Origin of the sequence: Maribacter antarcticus DSM 21422 (assembly GCF_000621125.1) — a bacterium.
Classification (GTDB): domain Bacteria; phylum Bacteroidota; class Bacteroidia; order Flavobacteriales; family Flavobacteriaceae; genus Maribacter; species Maribacter antarcticus.
Genome location: NZ_JHZC01000005.1, coordinates 62,579 through 85,195, shown reverse-complemented (window position 1 = coordinate 85,195; position 22,617 = coordinate 62,579). Strand labels below are relative to the sequence as shown.

Sequence of the window (22,617 nt, the reverse complement as noted above, 5' to 3'; positions counted from 1 at the left end):
TTGTTAATAATAGTTTAAATAAGGTTTAATTTAAGTATATTTTAGTTTTTAGCTTTATAAATTTATGTAGTTTTGTAAACACCTATGGATACAGATAAAATTAGCCTTCGGATAGCACAAATCTTAAAGCATTACGAGCTTTCTGCCTCCTCGTTTGCTGATAGTATTCAGGTGCAGCGCTCCAGTATTTCCCACTTGCTTAAAGGGCGTAATAAGCCCAGTTTAGAATTTGTAACAAAACTTGTTCATGCCTATCCTGAAGTAGATTTGTATTGGCTTTTATACGGTGAAGGAGACTTTCCAAAAGGAATGGCAACACACGTTTCCATAAATAAAAAACAAAAAATACAAAATAAACCAGCTATCGAAACCACAGAAAAGAAGGTAGAAAAAGTAATCGTATTTTATGAAGACGGCACTTTTTCATCCTACACTCCGGAAGCGTAGTGACGTAAAATTATTACCACCAAAAGAATTAAAACAAACCCTATTTTCACTATTTTGCAGGCATGATTAGAAATATAGTTTTCACCTTTTTGGTTGTTGTTGGATTGTCCTCTTGCTATCAGCCCGAACGCAATTGTAAAGCCTATAGGACAGGGAGTTTTATATTTAACTATGAAGTTGGAGACTCCGTGAAAACGGGAAAGTTTATTCGCGGAACCGATTTCAGCGTAGACTTCTACGAAGGAAAAATAGATAGCGCTAGTATTAGATGGTTTAATGATTGTGAATTTGTGCTTCAAGATGTTCAAAGCAAAGTTGCCATTCATTATAAAATTACCAGTACTACCGACAGCTCATATACCTTTAAATACAACAAAGCGGTTAAGGACCCTAATAAGGAGTTGGACGTAAGAACGGCTACCGCTTATAAAACTGACTAATTATCTTTGGAATTTTCACTACTCCAAATACATGGATAACTTTGTTCACACGAGTCCTTTAAAAGCGTTTTTAAATATTGACAGTATTGTTTTATTTGCATCGGAAAAATTACAAAAGGGACAGTAAAAAAAGGAATGTATAGTGGACTTGCCGTGGCAGTGCTCATCCGAGTGTTATTATGGATTTCAACACCTTGCTGTTTTCCCTAAAAAAACTATTTTTGATGATAGATACGGATTGGGTTTCCGGTAGTGTTAGCATTAACGGTTTACTCTTATTTGCCAGTGGCTTATTTCTATTGTACAAGGCTGCTAAAGCACTCCAAGGGAAAGTTGAAGAAAAGCTACATGATGTACATGAAGTCATGAAAGAAAGCAGCAGAACCTTTTCAAAAGCACTGACTCGGTGCGGATTTTAGATATGGTGTTATCTCTTGATTCTGTTATCGTGGCAGTTAAGATGATAAGTGGCAATACCGTATACCCTTACGATACCTTAGTAATTATCTTGCTTATAACTTTGATTTCCCTGCTCATCATCATGTTTTTGTAGACACCATCAACTCACTTGTACAGAAACTCCCTTCTATTAAGATTATAGTTCTTTCTTTTATCATACGCATAGGTTTTGTACTCCTAGCAGATGCCGCCAATGTATCGCACTTGATGTTATTTGATAATGCTGCCACATCCATTCCAAAGGGATATCTATATTTTACTATTTTCTTTTGTGTGGCGGTTGCTGTGATTTCGTTAGTGCAAAACAAGAGGAGTTCTGTCGAGAAAGATTGAATTCGGGTTTAATTGAATAGGTGATCATATGTTGAGCTTAGAACGGGCTTTAGATAGCAATCTTAAAGGAGTTATTGTGTTTATAGATCATATTTATGAGTTAGCCTTTATTACAACTAACCCATGATTAAATTCTTTAGAAAAATTAGACAAGAACTTCTAGGCGAGAACCGATTCGGTAAATAACTTATTTATGCAGTAGTAGTAATTTCACTTGTAGTTATTGGGATGGTTAGTACAGTTAGCAGTGGCGTTTGGCGGAAACAAGTAAAAGATAAAACGAAGTTTTAATCTTTTACAACAATCTTGCTGCAGGTTTACATCAAGATAAAGTAAGGTTTAATGAATTTATTAAAATATATGAAGAATCATCTTTAGCGCTAATTAATGAAATAGACAAACTTCAACTAACCAGCTACAATCAAGATTTGCTATATACATGATTTCCCAGTTGGAATTTGTGTAGCTCAAACAATAAATTTATTCTGCAGACACTAATATATGTTGAAATTGTATCTAATGAAAAGTTAATTAATGATAAGAACCTGAAATCACAATTGCTTGAATTTTACATCGACATATATCCCGAAATGAAATTTTAGCAAAATCAATCTAGTCAATCTATCAGTACAATAAGTGCTATAGAATTACACAGTCAATTTCGCTAGCGAGTAGCAGTTAACTAGGATATTTTTGCTGTTACATCTATGAATTTAAAAAACCCAACCCTGCCTTTAAATCATCACTTGTTAAAAAACAAACAATCTGAAGAATTTATAAGATTTGAGAATTCGTTATCGTTAAGGTATAATAAGTATGGTGAACTTCTTAATAGGTATGAAACTGCTATAAAAGACATAGACAAATTAGAATCCAAAATAATTAAATAGCTGACTAAAAATGAATTGTAGTAATCCCATTTTTGAAGATAACTAAAGGCCAACAACATCTATAATTAATACCGACTTTTTTATTCAAACCAAGCATTGTGTATGTTGTCCTAAAAACTCTTATGAATTTTACTTAGTGCTCCGCTGCGTACCTAATGGATTTCTGCACCTCACAAATCCCAGATTAGGCGTTATAAATTACAACATCACAAGCTAACACAAACACCACTAATTTGGTCTACTAAAAGTCACATCAGGGTTTTCGCTTTTTTGCTTTCTAAATAATCGCTGCTGCTGCTTCACAGTCATAGTACTACCATCGTGACTCCACCCTGGAGGACCGAAGATATACATCAACTTATCCCCTAATTTATTAGTCTTCTTGGTATCCTTCCAAATATCCTTGAACTCATGCGTTAAGATTACAATCGGATTATTTGAGCTAGGTGCGTGGATTACGCCATATTTTACATCAATAGAATCGTCCAACTCTAACCATGTTCCAAACATTCTATCAAAAATATTCAAAAATCCACCATGGTTTTTATCCAAATACTCTACATTCTGTGCGTGATGAACCTGATGCATGGTATGCGTGTTCATGAACTTCTCAAAAATACCAAGTTTAGGAAGTAATACTGTGTGCAACTGAAACTGCCATAATGCCTCAATCCCTAAACAGAATACAACCATTTCTGGAGAAAAGCCAAGTGCAGGCATCCACATGTAGAAAAAAGGCTTATAAAGTAAGGTAAACCAGCCATTGCGAACTGCCGTACCTAAATTAAAATTATCAGAAGAATGATGTACGATATGTGCTGCCCATAAGATTCGAATCTGATGATTTGCCCTATGAAACCAGTAGTACGTAAAATCATCCGCTAATTGACACAACAACCAGACATACCAAACGTATCCAAAGGACTCATATCCTAAAATATGGGTACGAACACCATCGACCAAAGGATTAAAGAAGTCATACACAAAAGTGAAAATAACGATAGCCGATACTACTTTTAAAAGCGCTGCGAGTATGGCGGAACCAACACCCATAAAACCACTTGCAAATAGGTCATTCCAATTATACAGGTCATGATGTTCGTCATGGTTTTTACTGTAGGTAAGTTCTAGGAGTATAAAAATTATAAAACAAGGTGCTCCATACACCAGAGGGTTTGTCAAATCCATTTCGCTAACTCAATTTTTTTTTAAATATACTTATTAATGTAATTAAACAACAACTTGTTTAACCTTTGGTTATTAAACAATAAACATAATACAATCAACCCTAAACAAGCTATGCTCCTTTTGACTTTTTTAGAATTTGATTCTGCTTCGTCATTAATTTTTCCAGATTAGAGCGCAATTCTATTTGCTCTGGCGTTTTAATCTCGATGTTGTCAGGGTCTTCAGCTTTGTCCTTAAATCGGGTAACAAATTTAAGCACTATGAAAATAGTAAAGGCTACTATAGCAAAATCTATCATTACTTCTAAGAATTCTCCATGTGCTATAGCTACTTCTTCCCTACCATTCATCGCAACCCTTAGAATCATTTTTTATTAGCAAGGTTTACCCCATCTGTTAATACATATAGTGGAGTCATTACGATTTTTTTTACTAATGCATTCACTACATTGTTGAAAGCGGTACCGATAACAATACCAATGGCCATATCTATCATATTACCCTTTACCGCAAAATTCTTGAATTCCTTAAAAAGATTTTTCATAGCATGCGTTAGAAAAGTGTGATTTGCGCCTCTCCGTCATCGTCGGTATCGGCTTTGTTTTCGGAAGTGCTGTCCTTAACATCTTTATCTTTTGGGGCATCAGATTTACCTGCTGACACATTTTCTTCATCCACCACTTCCATATCCTTGGCTTCTTCCACAGGAGCCTCTTCATATGGTAAAGCATCTAATGTATTGATGTTTTTTACCTTTTCTGAGGTCAATTGATTCCCTAAAGCTTTTATCCCCTTAATCGATATAAAATCTTCTACAGCAATAGGTTGATTTTCTTTTGGGTCTTTTCCCCTAGGTTTTGGGAACTCTAGTTCTATCATGGGTCTCCAATCCGTAGAAACGAGTTCCAAATAGGATTTTGAATGTTCGGAAATGAACAGGTCCTCTCTGTTTTCGCTTTCGATAAGAAACCGTTTCACATAAAATCGTTCTTTTTCCCCTTCCCAATAAATGGCAGAAATCGGCTTGTTAGGATTCCATTTTTCTAGCACGATCATATCGTCATCAAAATGCGACGTGAGTACCGGTAAAATTGTTTTGACCACCCCTTTTTGATTTATAATAAGCAAAAAATCTTCTCCTCTAAATTCTCCAATGAGTTCTCCCCTACCGTCTACATTTAGACGTCGGACTACATCGTCGAACCAAATTTTCCTTGGCTTTAATGTAGAAACTCCCTTTTCCTTCAGCTCTATACGCTTAACCGTATATTTGGTTACAATATTTCCTTTGGACACACGACCCTTTATTCGGACATCTGCAAAATCCATATCCCATTTCAGTTTCTTTATACTGCCAGCCTGCCTTAGGTTTACAGTCACTACTTCTGCCTCTCCGTTGGGATTAGCTGAAAAATAAATCACATCTGAATTTGGCTTACCTGCCGTTAAATCATAAGATTTGTCTCGTGTAGTAGATATAACATTAAACCTCTTTATATAAGATGGGCCGCCTTTACCATCCTTATAAATTAAATTATAAGTGGTACGCTTATCCTTTTTCTTAAACACTGCAACGTAAATAATATTTTTCCCTACAAAAATCTTAGAATCTACCTTATTCACCTGCATTTTACCCTCTTTGGTAAACACAATGATATCATCAATATCACTGCAATCGGTAACATATTCGTCACGTTTAAGGGAGGTACCCACAAAACCTTCTTCACGGTTTACATAAAGCTTTGTATTTCGGATTGCAACTTTAGTCGCCTCGATATCATCGAATACTCGAATTTCAGATTTTCGCTCCCTATCCTTTCCATAGGTCGCTTTCAACCTATTAAAATAAGCGATAGCCCAAGCTATTAAATTTGCTAAATGATGCTTTACCTCAGCAATCTTATCTTCTAAAGTATCAAGATACTGCTGCGCTTTACCTAAATCAAATTTTGATATTTTCTTAATTTTAATTTCCGTTAAACGTAAAATATCCTCCTCAGTAACGGCTCGTCTAAGATGCTTTGTATGAGGTGCTAAACCTTTATCGATAGCTGCTATTACCCCCTCCCAAGTTTCCTCTTCTTCAATATCGCGATAAATTCTATTCTCAATAAAAATCCGTTCCAATGAGGCAGCGTGCCATTGCGCTTCTAATTCTGAAAGTTGAATTTCTAACTCCTGACGCAACAATTCTACCGTAGCTTCCGTAGAACGCTTTAACATTTCCGTTACACCAATAAACAAGGGCTTGTTATCTTCAATAATACACCCTAATGGGGAAATAGAAGACTCGCAAGCAGTAAAGGCGTAGAGCGCATCTATTGTTTTATCCGGAGATATTCCGGAAGGTAGATGAATTAAAATCTCAACATCTGCAGCTGTATTATCCTCAATTTTCTTAACCTTAATCTTTCCTTTTTCGTTCGCTTTTAATATAGACTCTATTAAAGAAGAAGTATTAGTACCGTAAGGTATCTCATTGATTACTAATGTATTCTTATTTAATGTAGCTATTTTTGCGCGTACTCTTATTTTTCCGCCACGCAGTCCGTCATTATAATTATTAATATCAATAATCCCAGAGGTAGGAAAATCAGGATAAATTTTAAAGCGTTGCCCTTTTAAGTGCTTTATGGAGGAATCGATTAGTTCGATAAAGTTGTGCGGAAGCACTTTTGTTGAAAGACCTACTGCAATACCCTCAGCTCCCTGTGCCAGGAGCAAAGGAAACATCACTGGAAGGTTTACTGGCTCTTTTTTTCTACCATCATAAGATTGTTGCCATTCTGTAATCTTAGGGCTAAAAACAACATCTAAGGCAAACTTTGAAAGTCGCGCTTCAATATACCGTGATGCTGCAGCTCTATCGCCTGTAAGTATATTTCCCCAGTTCCCTTGTGTATCAATCAACAAATCTTTTTGACCCATTTGCACCATGGCATCAGCAATACTTGCATCACCATGTGGGTGATACTGCATGGTATGCCCAACAACATTCGCTACTTTATTATAGCGTCCATCATCCAATTCCTTAAGAGCGTGCATAATACGACGTTGAACCGGCTTAAACCCGTCTTCTATTGCAGGTACGGCGCGCTCCAAAATTACATAGGAGGCATAATCAAGAAACCAATCTTTATACATACCTGTAACCTTGGTTAAGGTATTGTCTTCCTCTTCCTGAATAATAGGGGTCTCTTGAGAGATATTATCTGATTTACTTTCAGAATTAGCATTTTGATTTTCACTCAGGCCTTGCTCATTCTCCGATTGGTTTTTATCATCAGCAGATAAATTCAAATCTTCTTCATTCTCTTCCATAAAGGACTACTATCTGTTCTGGTTTTTTATATTTACTTATTGGTCTTCTTCCACTAAATCAATCTCAACCTTAAGATTTTCAATAATAAACTTTTGACGATTAGGTGTGTTTTTGCCCATGTAGAAACTCAGTAGCTCTTCAATGGACATAGCCTTATCAAGCATCACAGGTTCCAATCGAATATCCTCCCCTATAAAATGGACGAACTCATCCGGAGAGATTTCTCCCAAACCTTTAAATCGCGTAATTTCTGGTTTACCCGTTAATTTTTGGATGGCATTTCTTCGCTCTTCGTCGCTGTAACAATAAATAGTTTCTTTTTTGTTGCGCACACGAAACAATGGGGTTTGCAATATATACAAGTGGTTCTCTTTTATCAATTCTGGAAAAAACTGTAAAAAGAAGGTAATCAGCAATAATCGTATATGCATTCCATCCACATCAGCATCCGTAGCAATTACGATATTATTGTATCGCAAATCTTCTATTGATTCCTCTATGTTTAGGGCCGCTTGTAAAAGGTTAAACTCTTCATTTTCATATACTATCTTTTTAGACAACCCATACGAATTCAAAGGCTTACCTTTTAAACTAAAAACCGCTTGTGTATTAACGTCACGAGACTTTGTAATAGAACCAGAAGCAGAATCACCTTCTGTGATAAAAAGGGTGCTTTCTAGGTTTCTATCTTTCTTAGTATCACCTAAATGAATACGGCAGTCACGTAATTTCTTATTATGGAGGTTTGCTTTCTTAGCCCTGTCCTTGGCCAATTTACGAATACCTGACAGTTCTTTTCGTTCGCGTTCAGCTTGAACGATTTTTCGCTGTATGGCTTCCCTTGTGTCTGGATTCTTGTGCAGGTAATTATCGAGGTACTTACCCACAAAATCATTGATATAGCTGCGTACCGTGGGTAATTTACCTCCCATATCAGTAGAACCCAATTTTGTTTTCGTTTGACTTTCAAAAATAGGCTCCATTACTTTAATAGCAATCGCAGAAATTACAGATTTACGAATATCCGAAGGGTCATAATTCTTACCATAGTGTTCACGAATCGTTTTTACCAAAGCCTCACGATACGCTGTTTGATGCGTACCCCCTTGGGTTGTATTCTGACCATTTACAAACGAATGGTATTCTTCACTATACTGGGTTTTACTATGGGTAATAGCAATTTCAATATCATCGCCTTTTAAATGAATAACTGGATATAAAAAGTCTTCTGTGTTATTATTGTCTTCTAGAAGGTCTTTTAGCCCGTTTTCTGAATAGAATTTTACTCCGTTAAAATCTATTGTTAAACCCGGATTAAGATACACGTAGTTTTTAAGCATACGCTCTACGTACTCATTACGGTACTTATAATTTTTAAAAATAGCTTCATCAGGGCGAAAAGACACCTTGGTTCCTTTTCGCTGTGAAGATTCATTTGGCCCTTCCTCTTTTAAAAGATTACCTTGACTAAACTCTGCTGTTTTAATTTTGTTATCTCTGGAAGATTGTACTTCAAAAAAGCTCGAAAGCGCATTTACCGCTTTTGTACCTACCCCATTTAAGCCTACAGACTTCTTAAAAGCTCGAGAATCGTATTTACCTCCGGTATTCATTTTAGAAACCACATCAACAACTTTACCCAATGGAATACCCCGACCAAAATCACGGACTTTAACCAAGCCATCCTTAATTCGGATTTCAATAGTCTTACCGGCACCCATTACAAATTCATCGATACAGTTATCAATAGTTTCTTTTAATAAGATATAGATACCATCATCTGCAGAAGAACCGTCACCAAGTTTTCCAATATACATGCCAGGTCGCAATCGGATGTGTTCTTTCCAATCGAGTGAGCGTATATTATCCTCTGTATATTTGGTGTCTTGGGACATTAAAGTAAATAGTTTATAAACGTGTTGTTAAAGATAGTACGACTCGGAAAAAGAAAAAACCCCTATGGCCTAAAGTAATTAACAATGAATTTCCTGTTTTTGTTGATAGCTATGCCTTTTGATTGGCTAGCGTTCTTTTTAGATACTTTTATTATTTGCTGTTATTAGCCACCTAAAACCTGATACATATCATTGTAAAATCAAGTTAGGATGTTTACCTTCCAAACGATTTTGAAACCTATGAATTTTATAGATTATTATAATGTTTTGGAAATTGATTCCAAAGCTTCCCAAGCCGATATAAAAAAGGCATACCGAAAACTGGCACGTAAGCTACATCCAGATTTAAATCCCAATGATGCCGAAGCACAACGGAAGTTTCAACAAATAAACGAAGCTAACGAGGTGCTTAGCGATAAGGAAAAGCGAAAAAAATATGATAGCTACGGTAAAGATTGGGAACATGCGGATGCTTTTGAGGAAGCCAGAAGAAATCAGCGCTCGGCTTCTGATGGTAACGGAAGGGGTTATTCATCGAGCGGAAATACTAGAAATCAAGATTTTTCCGATTTTTTTGAATCCATGTTCGGTAGCAGTGGTTATAGCACAGGTGGCAGAAGCAGCGCACAATTTAAAGGCCAAGATATGAATGCACATCTGAATCTTAAACTTTCAGATGTATTAGCAGATCAGAAACAAACCTTGGATTTAGGTGCTAAAAAAATTAGGATTACCATTCCGGCTGGCGTGGAAGATGGCCAAACCATTAAAATTAGTGGTTATGGAGGAGCTGGTGTCAATGACGGCCCCAAAGGAGACTTATACCTTACGTTTCAAGTTTTGAACGACACCGCTTTCCGGCGTGTAGGGAGCGATTTATACATGACCCACATCGTAGACCTATACACTGCATTACTCGGTGGCGAAATAGAAATTAAAACACTAACAGGAAAAGTAAAACTAAAGCTAAAACCAGAAACGCAGAACGATATAAAGGTGAAGCTAAAAGGGAAAGGGATGCCAGTCTACAAGAAAAAAAATATTTTTGGTAATCTTTATGTTACTTACAAAATTGAAATGCCGACGAACCTTTCCGATGAAGAGAAAATCCTTTTTACAGAACTCTCACAATTACGAAACTGATGGAAGAAGAAAATCTAATTTTAGTAAGTCACTATTGCAAACAAACAAGCACATCGATTACATTTATAGACTCATTACAAGAATATGGCTTTATACAAGTACTCTTAGTGGAAGCACATAAGTATGTTTACCCTCAGGATATTGAGGAAATAGAACGTATAAACAGATTACAAGAAGAATTAGGTATAAACTTAGAAGGAATAGACGCTCTTAACCACATGTTACAAAAAATAAATCACTTGGAAAAAGAGCTTAAAATCACTAAAGACCGTTTGCTTATTTATGAGCCCAGTTGAAGAATTAAAACCGCTTCGTTATATCAAAAAAATATAAGAATAAAAGTTAGAATGATAAAGCCAAGTTTTGGTGTAATCATTCTAAATATTGAGTAAACTTTTTAAAAGTTTACAATAAAACAGAGATACTGAAGAATCCCTTAGACATTAAACCTAAAATGCATCACATCACCATCTTTAACGGTGTAGTCCTTGCCTTCTACCCTCATTTTGCCAGCTTCCTTTACCTTAGCTTCGCTACCATAGACTACATAATCGCTATACGCAATAACCTCGGCTCGAATAAAGCCTTTTTCAAAATCGGTATGAATGACACCTGCTGCTTGCGGTGCCGTAGCACCAATAGGAATAGTCCAAGCACGAACTTCTTTAACTCCTGCCGTGAAATAGGTTTCTAGTTTTAATAGTTTATACGCACCACGAATCAACTTTGCGGACCCTGGTTCCTCTAATCCTAAATCCTCTAGAAACATTTGACGCTCTTCGTAGGTTTCCAATTCTGTGATATCAGCTTCCGTACCTACGGCCAAAACAACCACCTCCGCATTTTCATCGGCCACGGCGGCTTTTACCTTTTCTACATAATCGTTTCCAGAAACAGCAGCCCCTTCATCAACATTACATATATACATTACGGGTTTATCCGTTATAAACTGTAAGGGCGTTACAAATTCTATTCTATCCTCTTTAGAAATCTCTAAAGCTCTTATAGATTTCCCAGCTTCTAGACCCGTCTTTATAAGGAGCAAAACACCTTCTTCTTTCTGAGCTTCTTTATTCCCCGTTTTCGCGGTTCTCTTAACTTTTTCTAACTTTTTTTCGACCGTCTCCAAATCTTTAAGCTGAAGTTCCATGTCAATGGTTTCCTTGTCTCGAATAGGGTTAATGTTACCGTCTACATGAACAATGTTATCATCATCAAAACATCGGAGTACGTGCAGAATAGCATCAGTCTCCCGTATATTACCTAAGAACTGGTTGCCTAAGCCTTCCCCCTTACTGGCTCCTTTTACCAATCCTGCAATATCTACGATTTCAACCGTAGCCGGCAATACCCGCTCAGGGTCAACGAATGATTCCAATTTTTGCAATCTAGCATCTGGTACGTTTACGACTCCAATATTTGGCTCAATGGTACAGAACGGAAAATTAGCGCTTTGCGCCTTTGCATTGGACAAACAATTAAAAAGGGTCGATTTACCTACGTTTGGCAATCCTACGATACCTGCTTTCATGAGTGAATTTTTTTTAACGATGCAAATATAGTTTTTACTGGAAGAATGAAGGCTTGTTGTCAATCCAAATTTTAATAAGAATAACCTACTTGCAATGAAGGGTTTAACAAGAATAAAATCATAATTAATGTTAAAATGAATTGTTTTTTTAACATATTACTAATTTATAATTAATATATTGTCGATATGATATATTTTTAATAAAATGGACATTACCTCAGAAGAATCATTGTGGTATTTTTTCAAGAAGGGCGAAATCAACGCTTTTAAGGCGCTGTTTAAAAAATACTATCCTACATTACACGCTTATGGTTTAAAAATATCAAACAGCTCCCAATTAACTGAAGATTGTTTACAGAGCTTTTTTGTTTATTTATTTGAAAATAGAAATAGTCTAGGGGATGTAAAAAACTTAAAGTCATATCTTTTCAGTTCGTTCAAAAGGGCGCTATTCAAACAACTACAGAAGCAGCGATTAAAAACCAGTTTAAACGATTCTAATTTGCTTGAATATTATATAACTTTTTCTCCACAAGAATTGGCTATTACACAAGAATCACAATTCTTATGTTCTGATACGCTCCACAATCTACTGAATAAGCTCTCATCAAGAGAAAAGGAAGTTGTTTATTTAAAATATTATAGTGACTTAAGCACCTCTGAAATTTCTGAAGTGATGGATATTAGCTATCAAAGTGTTTCTAATACACTACAAAAAGCGATGTTGAAGCTTAGAAAAGGTACCGAAAGTCAACAAATCAGAAATATCTTAAAGAAATATTAAAAAAGTAGGGTATATAATTCATTCGCATTCCTCTTAGCTATGGAATACCTTACGAATGAAAGACAAAAATCAAGATTACATCCGCAGACTTTTAAAAGATACCTCATTTATTAATTGGGCCAAAGGCACAAATAAAAATGATATTGAATACTGGAACGCCCTTATACAAAAGAATCCACAACATATAGAATCAATTGAGACCGCAAAATCTGTAATAATAGGGATTAAATTCACCAAGCAATTCCCTAGTAGCCATAAAATAGATCAAGAATTCAACAAAGTCCTCGGAACGCTACAAGAAGAAACCGCTACGAATTATAGGTTTTCAGTAAAAAGGAAATTAAAAGCAGTTGCATCATTTAGTACCGCTGCGATTGTGCTTTTTATGATTACTTGGTCTGGTTTTACCTTATACCAAAATACCAATACCAACGTACACAAAACTAATTTCGGTGAAATTATAGACTTAAAACTACCAGATGGCACCTCTGTTGTTTTAAATGGAAATTCAGAAATACGATACGCCAATGCAGATCCAAGAAATATCACACTAAAAGGGGAAGCCTATTTTAAGGTGAAATCTATTCCTTCTACTAACGCAAAATTTTGGGTGCATACAGAAGATCTTAAAGTTGAAGTTTTAGGCACACAGTTTCATGTAAACACTAGAAGAAAGAAAACTAATGTGGTTTTAGACGAGGGTTCAATTCATTTGGAGTTCAACAATGGAGATGTTAAAAAAATGGTGCCTGGAGAGTTGGTTACCTTCTCTCAAGGTTCTGAAAAATTAGTGCATACCAAAGTTACGGTTGCCACTCCTTATGCGCTTTGGCGTGATGGAACTTACACTTTTAACGAAATATCATTAAAAGAAATAATGACGAATATTGAGTATACCTACGGTGTTAACGTAGAGTATGAAAATATAAAATTACAACAGCTTCTTATTACAGGTGGGGTTCCCAATCAAAATTTAAAAATATGTATTAACGCAATTGAGCGAGCTACCAATACACGTATCATCCACAAAGACAATACGCTATTAATCCAAAATAACTTAAATAATTAACTTGAACATTTAACTTAAACTATGTACTATGAGAACCAAAAAGCAAATTAAGACGCTGCTAGCGGTACTACTTTTTATAAGTAGTATTGGTTTACAAGCCTCAGAGAATTTAAAAAAAGAAATTACTTTAAGTGAGTTTCTTAAAGAAATAAGCTCCAAACACGAAGTGTTTTTTACCTACAACCCAAAATTGGTTGAGACTACCAGTTTAAATCCAGCAGAATACGAATACGCTGCACTAGATAAGATAATCAACAAACTTGAACGTAAAACAAGTTTTGATTTTGAGTATTTAGGGAATAAGTATTATGTACTTTATCATAAAAAAAGAGCTAAGATTAAATCTGTGAATATTACTTCAGAAACTATAACTAACCCTATCCTTTCAAACCTATTCGTAAGTCAACAATCAATTACCGGTAAAGTTTTGGATGATAATGGTACACCGCTCCCTGGCGCCTCTATTGTGGTGAAAGGAACAACGTTAGGAACCACGACAGATTTTGATGGTAATTTTGAAATTAATGTAAAAGTGGGTAGCATTCTAGTCGTTTCTTACATTGGATTTAATACAAAAGAAATTACAGCGAAGAACACTCCAATGTCAATAACTCTTTTAGCGGGTCTAGAACTGTCCGAAGCAGTAGTCATCGGTTCGCGTAACCCCAATAGAACGGCAACTGAAAGTAGTGTGCCTGTTGATGTTATCGATATTAAGGAATTGAATAGCGTTGCACCCCAAGTAAACTTGAATCAGATATTAAATTATGTAGCGCCTTCATTTACTTCAAATACTCAAACTATATCTGATGGAACTGATCATATTGATCCAGCTTCGTTAAGAGGTTTAGGACCTGACCAAGTTTTAGTACTGATAAATGGAAAGAGAAGACATACTTCCGCTTTAGTAAATGTAAACGGTACGTTTGGTAGAGGAAGTGTAGGAACAGATTTGAATGCGATTCCAGCTGCAGCAATAAAGCGGATAGAAGTTCTTAGAGATGGAGCAGCAGCTCAATACGGTTCAGATGCAATTGCAGGGGTGATTAATATCGTTTTAAATACTGCAGTAGACGAGCTTACGGCCTCAGTAACAACAGGAGCTAATTTTTCTAAAAATGCAAATGGGCAAACAGGTGGCTCCGATGGGGAAACTACCAACATAGCCGCTAGTTATGGTATTGGACTTGGTGACAAAGGAGGATATATTACGTTTTCAGGGGATTTTGATGTACGTCAAGATTACAGTCGTATGAAAGAATGGGAAGGGAATATCTTTAATGGTTATAATACCGTTGAACGTTTTGCAACTGCGGATGGATATAATTTAGCTAATTTATTGGATGATGATGTTGCTGATGTAATCCAATATGCCAACGCAGCAAATATCAATTTGGATGGAGCAACGACCAAAGCTGATTTGCAGCCTATATTATCGGGTGATACTACAGACGCTGAATTAACGGCAAGAGGACAGCAAAGAAGTGATTACAACATGAGGGTTGGACAATCAGCCTTAAGAGGTGGAAGATTTTTCGCTAATTTTTCATTACCTCTAGATGACAGAGGCACAGAATTATATTCATTTGCTGGAATTAGTTCTAGAATAGGTAATTCCGCCGGTTTCTATAGACTACCAAATCAAAGTAGAACGTATACACCTGCTTATATCAACGGATTTTTACCTGAGATTAATTCTGCAATCCAAGATCAATCTTTATCCGCAGGAATAAAAGGAATGATTGGGGACTGGAATGTAGACTTCAGTAATACATATGGTAAAAACGCCTTCCAATACACTATTGGGAATACATTTAATGCTTCTCAACAGAGCTCCTCTCCAACTACTTTTGATGCAGGTGGATTTTCTTTTTCGCAGAATACGACGAATTTAGATATAAGTCAATTTTTTGGTGATGCAATGTCTGGGTTGAATGTAGCATTTGGATCAGAATTTCGTGTTGAGAATTATCAGATCGAAGCGGGTGAAACTGCCTCCTATTCTCAATATACCGCGGATGGACAAGTTATCACGTTAGCTTCGCAGCAAGCTTCACAAGATTTCTTTGGAAATTCCAGACCAGGTGGTTCTCAGGTTTTTCCGGGGTTTAGTCCTAGTAATGAGCTATCTAGAGGAAGAAGCAGTGTTGCAGGATATCTTGATATAGAAGCGGATTTTACGGAAAGATTTCTAGCAAGTTTCGCGACTAGATTTGAAAACTACAGTGATTTTGGATCAACTATCAATTTTAAAATTGCTACACGCTATAAGTTGACTGATAATGTGAATATACGTGGTGCAGTGAACACAGGTTTTAGAGCACCATCTTTACATCAAATAAATTTTAATTCTACATCGACAATTTTTGATCAGAATGGAAACCCTCAAGAAGTTGGCACCTTTTCTAATGACAGTAGAGCAGCACAATTGCTAGGGATTCCTCAACTAAAAGAAGAAACGTCTAGTAGCATAAGCATGGGCCTTGCAGCCAAAATTCCAGATGCTAACTTAACGGTCACCTTGGATGGATATTTTGTCAAAATCAATGATAGGGTTGTATATACAGGCCAATTTAAAGGACCAGGTACTGGAACGGAACTGGACAATCTGCTTAACCAAGCAAACGCAACCGCAGCTTCATTCTTTGCAAATGCTATTGATACGGAATCCAAGGGAGTAGATCTTGTAATTACTCATAAAACAGATTTAGGAGATAATTGGAGATTAAAATCTGATTTGGCAGGGACATTTTCCAATACAAGACAAGTGGGCGGAATTAACGCATCCGAAGTTCTAGAGAATGCAGGACTAGTAGATACGTACTTCCCTGAAGATAGTAGAGTTTACCTAGAAGAAGCTGTACCAAGGACGAAAGTCAATCTTTCTAACAGTTTAACATCTAACAAATTGATAGTTTTCCTTAGAAACGTATACTTTGGAGAAGTTACAGAAGCTACGACCACTGTTGCCAATCAGCAAGTATTTGGCACTAAGTTGGTGACTGATCTCTCTATAGGCTATAAGGCTACGGATGACCTAACGTTTACAATTGGGGCTAACAATTTATTTGATATTTACCCAGATAGAGCGAACGAAGCTTTTGGTAATAGAAGCTCCGGACGTTTTGATTGGTCTAGAAGAGCACAACAATTTGGAATTGGTGGTCGATTCTTATTTGCTCGTGTTAGCTTTTCACTTAAATAATCTCTTATTATCAGTTTAGTAAGCAAAAAAAAAGCTGCCAATTATTATGGCAGCTTTCTTATATTCCAAAATAAACAAAATCAATCCTCTGGATGCATAAATTTTTGTTTTCCAAGCAGCACTTCTTCAGTCTCTACGTGGCTATCATCCGGAACGCAACAATCCACAGGACAAACAGCAGCGCATTGCGGCTCTTCATGGAAGCCTATACATTCCGTACACTTGTCAGGGGATATATAATAAACTTCATCACTAATGGGCTCCTTAACTTCATCGGCATTCACCGATTTTCCATCGGGGAGAACTACATTGCCTTCTAGAGAGGTGCCATCGCTATACCTCCACTCGTCAGCTCCTTCGTAAATTGCAGTGTTTGGGCATTCTGGTTCACAAGCCCCACAGTTTATGCACTCATCTGTTATTATAATCGCCATAATTTTCTTTTAAGCATGTGTCGTTTTACAACGAATTCCTTTTCATAATATTCTAAAACATTCATTAAAAATGTTTTATGGAGTATCCTTACTTTTGTGTAAAGATAATCTCTAAAATTTCCTTTGACAAATATAATGACTGAACACAAATCTAATTTAGAAGCTTTTGTTAAACTTGGCGAATTTCTTGGTGAATACTGCGCTGCCATAAAAAATAAAACAGGTATGCAGGGGGAACATTTGGAATGGTTTTCCAAATTTAACCATACCATAGAAACGGCTCACCATCATAACGGGTGGTTTACCCAAGAGAATTTACTATTTGCTTTAAAACAATGGGCTTTGGCACTTTCCAAGGATACTCTTGAGCACTGGTTATCCACCTACGATATGTCAAAGAACCAAACCAAACGTGTAGCGCTAATTTTAGCCGGAAATATACCTTTAGTGGGGTTTCATGATTTGTTGGCTGTATTAATTACGGGAAATACAGCAATTGTAAAACTATCAAGTAACGACAAACAATTGTTGCCTTTGATTGTTGATTATTTGGGGTTTCTAAATCCAAATTTTTTAGATAGTGTACAATTTACCGAAGAACGCTTAACCAGTTTTGATGCAGCTATAGCCACAGGTAGTAATAACACCGCTCGCTACTTTGAGTATTATTTTGGAAAAAAACCAAATATCATTCGCAAGAATAGGAATTCTGTTGCTATTCTTACCGGCAAAGAGTCGGAACTGGAACTAGCGGCTTTAGGGGAGGATATATTTAGATATTACGGACTAGGATGCAGAAGTGTTTCCAAATTATTTGTGCCTAAAGGATATAATTTTGATGCGTTTTTTACAGCTCAATTCCATCATAACCAAATAATCAATCAGCATAAATACGCTAATAATTATGATTATAACAAGGCTGTTTATCTCATGAGTGAATTCAATATTCTAGATAACGGCTTTCTTATGCTAAAAGAGGATGCAAGTTATGCCTCCCCTATTGCTACTGTTTTTTATGAAACGTATGATACCGATGAGTTGGTAAAACAGAGAGTAGCGGCTGATAAGGAAGCTATACAGTGTGTGGTTTCCAACGGTTTCTTTCCAAACGAAATAGCCTTTGGAAAAACTCAAACACCGGAATTATGGGATTATGCAGATGGTGTGGATACTGTTGAATTCCTGTTAAAAACATCCTAGAATTAATTAAATTCTACAAGACACGTTAGTTGGAAATTTCTGACCTTTACCTCATTATATTAATTTTCAATACGTAGCAGTAGTAAGTCCTGTAAAGTGAAATGGATTTTTACGGTGAATCATAGCTAAAAAGCCGAGAGGCTAGAAATTAAAAGCAAACAAATGAAAAAACATAATTTTAGTGCTGGGCCGTGTATATTGCCACAAGAAGTATTGTTAAAAGCCTCGGAGGCAGTTATGGATTTTAACGGTTCCGGTCTTTCGTTAATCGAAATATCTCACCGAAGTACCGACTTTGTGGCAGTTATGGAGAAAGCAAGATCCCTAGCATTAGAGCTTTTGGGTTTAGAAGGTAAAGGATATAAAGCTTTATTCCTTCATGGTGGCGCCAGCTTGGAGTTTTTAATGGTTGCCTACAATCTTTTAGATAAAAAGGCTGGGTATTTGAATACGGGTACTTGGAGCGATAATGCAATTAAAGAGGCTAAACTTTTTGGAGAGGTTTTAGAGGTTGGATCTTCAAAGGATAAAAATTTTAACTACATCCCCAAAGGATATAGCGTGCCAAAAGGGTTGGACTATCTACATTTAACCTCCAACAATACCATTTTTGGAACGCAGTTCAAAAAATTTCCTGTTACCGAGACGCCCTTGGTTTGCGATATGAGTTCTGATATTTTTTCAAGAATACTGGACTTTTCTCAATTCGACTTAATTTATGCCGGTGCTCAAAAAAACATGGGTCCTGCTGGGACTACGTTGGTTGTTGTTAAAGAAGATATTCTGGGTAAAGTATCCCGAAAGATTCCTTCGATGCTCGATTACCAAGTACACATAAGCAAGGACAGCATGTTCAATACACCAGCTGTTTTTCCTGTATATACTTCAATGCTTACGCTGGAATGGCTGAAAAACTTAGGAGGTATAGAAGCTATAGAAAAAGTAAATGAAAACAAGGCACGGTTACTCTACTCGGAAATAGATTTGAATCCTGTTTTTGATGGATACGCTAACAAGGCAGATCGTTCTATAATGAATGCCACATTTAGTATTACTGTAAAAGGTTTAAAAGACACTTTCGAAACTTTATTAAAAGAAGCAGGTATAAATGGTCTAAACGGGCATAGGTCCGTTGGCGGTTACAGAGCAAGTATGTACAATGCTCTATCTCTTGACAGTGTAGGTGTTTTAGTAGATATAATGAGTGAAATGGAACGCAAAGGGTAAATCAGGAAAGCCTTTCGGCAGGTCTGCCTTAAAGTAGAAAGTGACAATGCCTTTCGATATAAGTAGCTATACATCAATTGGTTAAAAAGTTTAAACATAAATGAAAATATTAGCAAACGACGGTATATCCCAAGCCGGAAGAGAAGTACTTGAACAGTCAAATTTTGAAGTAGTTACCGTTCATGTGGCCCAAGAGCAATTGATACAATTTATCAATGAGAACGATATTACGGGTCTTTTGGTAAGAAGCGCAACGCAGGTAGGCAAGGATGTAATAGACGGTTGTACTGGTTTAAAAATCATAGGCCGAGGAGGAGTTGGTATGGATAATATAGAAGTAGCTTATGCTAAAAAACAAGGGCTGCATATAATCAATACACCTGAGGCCTCTTCGGAATCTGTAGCAGAATTGGTTTTTGCCCACTTGTACGGCGCCGTGCGCTTTCTTTACGATGCAAATAGAAATATGCCTTTAGATGGCGATAGTAACTTTAAGCAGTTAAAGAAAGCATATTCCACAGGAACGGAACTTAGGGGTAAGACCCTTGGTATTATTGGATTTGGAAAAATCGGGCAGGCGACTGCAAAAATTGCTTTAGGAGTAGGAATGAACGTTGTCTATTTTGACCCGGCTATTGAAAATTGTATGTTAACTTTGCGATTTTTTGACGAACAAGAGGTGTCCTTTGCCCTTAAATCCAATAGTAAATCAGAAGTTTTAAAAACTTCTGATTTTATATCAATACATGTTCCAACACAAAAAGGCTATATTTTGGGAGCACAAGAATTTGAACAAATGAAGGATGGTGTAGGTGTCTTAAATGCAGCTAGAGGGGGTACTTTAGATGAAGTTGCTTTAATAGATGCTTTAGAAAACAAAAAGGTTGCTTTTGCCGCATTGGATGTTTTTGAATCCGAGCCTAGTCCTGAAATACGAATTTTGATGCATCCTAATATCTCTCTTAGTCCGCATATCGGTGCTGCCACCTTAGAAGCACAAGACCGTATTGGTTTAGAACTTGCCAATCAGATAATTACACTTTTAAAATAGAGTTGGTAGTCTTTCTTTTTAAAACTCTTTTTGTACATTGTCCCAAACATTAAATTAACTATATTTTATTATGTCAGGATTATTAGATTTACTTAACGGCCCAATGGGCAAACAATTAATAAGTGGTGTAGCTAGTCAGACAGGACAGCCAGAAGAAAAAACATCTGATGTGCTTAGTATGGCAATGCCGTTAATTTTAGGCGCCATGAAAAAAAATATTTCTTCGCCTGATGGTGCTACAGGTCTTATGAGTGCTTTATCTGGAAAACATAATGGTGGTATTTTAGATAACCTAGGAAGTCTTTTTGGAGGTGGTGTAGACGATTCTATTATGCAGGACGGCGCAGGCATATTAGGTCATGTATTTGGAAGCAAACAACCACAAGTGGAAAATGCACTTAGCCAAAAATTTAATCTAGATGCTGGTTCTATCGCACAAATTTTAAAAATAGCCGCACCCATCGTAATGGGCTTTATTGGAAAACAGACTTCCAAAAATAACGTTAGCGATGCTGGTGGAATGAATACATTGTTAGGTAGTATGTTAGGAGGACAACCTCAAGAAAATCAGAGTTTAATCACTACCCTATTGGACGCAGATGGAGACGGAAGTATCTTGGATGATGTAGCCGGAATGGTTATGGGAAGTACTAAGCAAAAAGGAGGTCTTGGTGGACTTTTAGGAGGCTTGTTTGGAAAATAAGTATTAAAATCTTTTAGTATTAGAAGCCGTTTGTAGTCCCAAGCGGCTTTTTTTGTATCTTAACAGTATGAAAAAGAAACGTAATTTTAGAAATCTATTTGTTGTTATTATTTGTAGTACTAGCCTAGTATGGCTTTCTGGCTGCGGAACGTCTAAAGAGGCCCTTTCAATATCTGAAGAGGAAAAAATGGCTTTTGCTTCAGAGGAAGACGGGCCCGTAAGCATTTCGAACGAAGATGTGGAGTATGAAATAACCATCATAGACCCTGGTTTTTTTACGTGGCTAAATTCGGTTGCAAGGCCTGAAGGTTACTATTCTAAAACCTTTTTAGAAAATAGAAACAGACTTATGGTATTAGAATGGAACCAGAGAGTTATGCAACCCAGCAGGTTTAATCCCGACCTTTATTTAATGCGGATAGACTATCAACAGGGAATTGATTATGGATACGATGTGAATTATAAAATGTATAATTATTTTATTTTTTTCCAGCGCAAGTATAATCAACGCCTAGGCGCTTTTGTTCCTCGCATATAAAAAGTATTTTTGAGGCTTGTAAAAAGCTATGAAGAGATTAAAGGAACGTTGGGGTATTTCTAGTGATTGGCAATTATTAGTAATATTTGTTGTGTTTGGTATTACAGGCTCCTCATCTGTGTATGTAGCCAAACCCTTTTTAAGTTGGATTGGAATGGACTTAAGTAATTTTTCCGATGCTTGGTGGGGTCAAACATTGTATTGGCTATTACGCATTATACTTATATTCCCGTTCTATCAATTGTTATTGGTTGTTTACGGTTGGCTTTTTGGCCAGTTTAGATTCTTTTGGGCTTTTGAGAAGAAAATGCTAGAAAGAATTGGGCTAAAGTATTTATTTAATAATAAGAGTTAGGTTTTCTTTAACATTAAATACTATTCCTTTGATTATTTTCGTGACTTGAAGAAAAAACTATTTTCTAATTGCGTGACAGTTCTGCTGTTTGCCTTGATGTTATTCAAGGTATCCTCTTTTCATGTGTATACGCATCAAGATAGTACTACTTCAGATGATATAGAAAATTGTGCTATCTGTGAGTTGGGGATAGAAAATCAGCATTCTGAACTTATATTACCTCCTTTACCCACCAGCACAAAAATTTCATCAAACCTTGAGACAAAAGAACAGGTGAGACTTTACCCTGTTGTTTTAGCATCTTCCTATTTACGTTTTAGTTTCTTTGGCAGACCTCCGCCAAATTCAATTTAGTACTTACTTCCAAACTATTTTGGGGCAATTTTCGGATTGCCTGAATTAAG

The 22,617-nt window shown here is 36.4% G+C and carries 22 protein-coding genes; 15 read left to right on the top strand and 7 right to left on the bottom strand.

Features of this window, described 5'->3' with window-relative positions:
- The first annotated feature begins 84 nt into the window (after nucleotides 1-84).
- The 3 genes from Q360_RS0103835 (at nucleotide 85) to Q360_RS0103820 (ending at nucleotide 1,306) form a co-directional block, all read left to right on the top strand.
- Complete coding sequence (locus Q360_RS0103835) at nucleotides 85-447, top strand: helix-turn-helix transcriptional regulator (protein ID WP_027075913.1); 363 nt, start codon at nucleotides 85-87, stop codon at nucleotides 445-447.
- Between the two features lie 62 nt (nucleotides 448-509).
- The gene (locus tag Q360_RS0103830; RefSeq protein ID WP_027075912.1) at nucleotides 510-887 is read left to right on the top strand and encodes a hypothetical protein; all 378 of its coding nucleotides are present in this window, start codon (nucleotides 510-512) and stop codon (nucleotides 885-887) included.
- A gap of 224 nt (nucleotides 888-1,111) precedes the next feature.
- Entirely contained in the window at nucleotides 1,112-1,306 is a 195-nt protein-coding gene (locus Q360_RS0103820) for a hypothetical protein (protein ID WP_156949999.1), read from the top strand.
- Between the two features lie 1,491 nt (nucleotides 1,307-2,797).
- Here Q360_RS0103820 and Q360_RS0103810 read toward each other — a convergent pair.
- The 5 genes from Q360_RS0103810 to Q360_RS0103795 all read right to left on the bottom strand — a co-directional run bounded on the left by Q360_RS0103810 (nucleotide 2,798) and on the right by Q360_RS0103795 (nucleotide 8,973).
- Nucleotides 2,798-3,757, bottom strand: a complete 960-nt coding sequence (locus tag Q360_RS0103810; protein WP_027075909.1) for a sterol desaturase family protein — start codon at nucleotides 3,755-3,757, stop codon at nucleotides 2,798-2,800.
- A 109-nt stretch (nucleotides 3,758-3,866) separates the two neighbouring features.
- Nucleotides 3,867-4,124 carry an MscL family protein gene (locus tag Q360_RS27090; protein ID WP_316931497.1) on the bottom strand — a complete coding sequence of 86 codons (258 nt, stop codon included), beginning with the start codon at nucleotides 4,122-4,124 and terminating at the stop codon, nucleotides 3,867-3,869.
- Nucleotides 4,121-4,300: an MscL family protein gene (locus tag Q360_RS27085; RefSeq protein WP_316931496.1), complete on the bottom strand. Its 180-nt coding sequence runs from the start codon at nucleotides 4,298-4,300 to the stop codon at nucleotides 4,121-4,123. The genes Q360_RS27090 and Q360_RS27085 overlap by 4 nt, the downstream gene beginning before the upstream one ends.
- A gap of 8 nt (nucleotides 4,301-4,308) precedes the next feature.
- Nucleotides 4,309-7,077 carry a DNA gyrase/topoisomerase IV subunit A gene (locus Q360_RS0103800; protein WP_084273351.1) on the bottom strand — a complete coding sequence of 923 codons (2,769 nt, stop codon included), beginning with the start codon at nucleotides 7,075-7,077 and terminating at the stop codon, nucleotides 4,309-4,311.
- Between the two features lie 36 nt (nucleotides 7,078-7,113).
- On the bottom strand, nucleotides 7,114-8,973 hold the full coding sequence (locus tag Q360_RS0103795) for a DNA topoisomerase IV subunit B (RefSeq protein ID WP_027075907.1): 1,860 nt from the start codon (nucleotides 8,971-8,973) through the stop codon (nucleotides 7,114-7,116).
- A 240-nt stretch (nucleotides 8,974-9,213) separates the two neighbouring features.
- On the opposite strand from Q360_RS0103795, the gene Q360_RS0103790 reads away from it, so the two are divergent.
- Both Q360_RS0103790 and Q360_RS0103785 read left to right on the top strand, forming a co-directional pair.
- A complete protein-coding gene (locus tag Q360_RS0103790; RefSeq protein ID WP_027075906.1) occupies nucleotides 9,214-10,116 on the top strand; it encodes a DnaJ C-terminal domain-containing protein in 903 nt (300 codons plus the stop codon).
- Nucleotides 10,116-10,412, top strand: coding sequence for a chaperone modulator CbpM (locus Q360_RS0103785; protein ID WP_027075905.1), 297 nt, complete (start codon nucleotides 10,116-10,118; stop codon nucleotides 10,410-10,412). Before Q360_RS0103790 ends, Q360_RS0103785 begins: the two co-directional genes overlap by 1 nt.
- A gap of 140 nt (nucleotides 10,413-10,552) precedes the next feature.
- Here the strand turns inward: Q360_RS0103785 and ychF are convergent, their stop codons facing one another.
- Nucleotides 10,553-11,647, bottom strand: coding sequence for a redox-regulated ATPase YchF (gene ychF / locus Q360_RS0103780; RefSeq protein ID WP_027075904.1), 1,095 nt, complete (start codon nucleotides 11,645-11,647; stop codon nucleotides 10,553-10,555).
- A gap of 205 nt (nucleotides 11,648-11,852) precedes the next feature.
- Here ychF and Q360_RS0103775 point away from each other — a divergent pair, with 205 nt between their 5' ends.
- From Q360_RS0103775 to Q360_RS0103765, 3 genes are read left to right on the top strand one after another with little or no spacing between them, the layout of a single operon-like run.
- Nucleotides 11,853-12,431, top strand: coding sequence for an RNA polymerase sigma factor (locus tag Q360_RS0103775; protein WP_027075903.1), 579 nt, complete (start codon nucleotides 11,853-11,855; stop codon nucleotides 12,429-12,431).
- 55 nt (nucleotides 12,432-12,486) lie between these two features.
- Nucleotides 12,487-13,500, top strand: coding sequence for a FecR family protein (locus Q360_RS0103770; RefSeq protein ID WP_027075902.1), 1,014 nt, complete (start codon nucleotides 12,487-12,489; stop codon nucleotides 13,498-13,500).
- A gap of 28 nt (nucleotides 13,501-13,528) precedes the next feature.
- A complete protein-coding gene (locus Q360_RS0103765; RefSeq protein WP_084273350.1) occupies nucleotides 13,529-16,705 on the top strand; it encodes a TonB-dependent receptor in 3,177 nt (1,058 codons plus the stop codon).
- A gap of 80 nt (nucleotides 16,706-16,785) precedes the next feature.
- Here Q360_RS0103765 and Q360_RS0103760 read toward each other — a convergent pair whose 3' ends face one another.
- On the bottom strand, nucleotides 16,786-17,139 hold the full coding sequence (locus tag Q360_RS0103760) for a 4Fe-4S dicluster domain-containing protein (RefSeq protein WP_027075900.1): 354 nt from the start codon (nucleotides 17,137-17,139) through the stop codon (nucleotides 16,786-16,788).
- A 135-nt stretch (nucleotides 17,140-17,274) separates the two neighbouring features.
- Between Q360_RS0103760 and Q360_RS0103755 the strand changes: the two genes are divergently transcribed.
- The 7 genes from Q360_RS0103755 to Q360_RS0103725 all read left to right on the top strand — a co-directional run bounded on the left by Q360_RS0103755 (nucleotide 17,275) and on the right by Q360_RS0103725 (nucleotide 22,567).
- Entirely contained in the window at nucleotides 17,275-18,339 is a 1,065-nt protein-coding gene (locus Q360_RS0103755; RefSeq protein ID WP_027075899.1) for an acyl-CoA reductase, read from the top strand.
- Between the two features lie 162 nt (nucleotides 18,340-18,501).
- A complete protein-coding gene (serC, locus tag Q360_RS0103750; protein WP_027075898.1) occupies nucleotides 18,502-19,566 on the top strand; it encodes a 3-phosphoserine/phosphohydroxythreonine transaminase in 1,065 nt (354 codons plus the stop codon).
- Between the two features lie 100 nt (nucleotides 19,567-19,666).
- Nucleotides 19,667-20,617, top strand: coding sequence for a D-2-hydroxyacid dehydrogenase (locus tag Q360_RS0103745; protein ID WP_027075897.1), 951 nt, complete (start codon nucleotides 19,667-19,669; stop codon nucleotides 20,615-20,617).
- A 70-nt stretch (nucleotides 20,618-20,687) separates the two neighbouring features.
- Complete coding sequence (locus Q360_RS0103740) at nucleotides 20,688-21,320, top strand: DUF937 domain-containing protein (RefSeq protein WP_027075896.1); 633 nt, start codon at nucleotides 20,688-20,690, stop codon at nucleotides 21,318-21,320.
- A gap of 67 nt (nucleotides 21,321-21,387) precedes the next feature.
- Entirely contained in the window at nucleotides 21,388-21,858 is a 471-nt protein-coding gene (locus Q360_RS0103735) for a DUF6146 family protein (RefSeq protein WP_027075895.1), read from the top strand.
- A 28-nt stretch (nucleotides 21,859-21,886) separates the two neighbouring features.
- Nucleotides 21,887-22,213, top strand: coding sequence for a DUF6787 family protein (locus Q360_RS0103730; RefSeq protein ID WP_027075894.1), 327 nt, complete (start codon nucleotides 21,887-21,889; stop codon nucleotides 22,211-22,213).
- A 72-nt stretch (nucleotides 22,214-22,285) separates the two neighbouring features.
- On the top strand, nucleotides 22,286-22,567 hold the full coding sequence (locus tag Q360_RS0103725) for a hypothetical protein (protein ID WP_156949998.1): 282 nt from the start codon (nucleotides 22,286-22,288) through the stop codon (nucleotides 22,565-22,567).
- The last annotated feature ends 50 nt before the right edge of the window (nucleotides 22,568-22,617 follow it).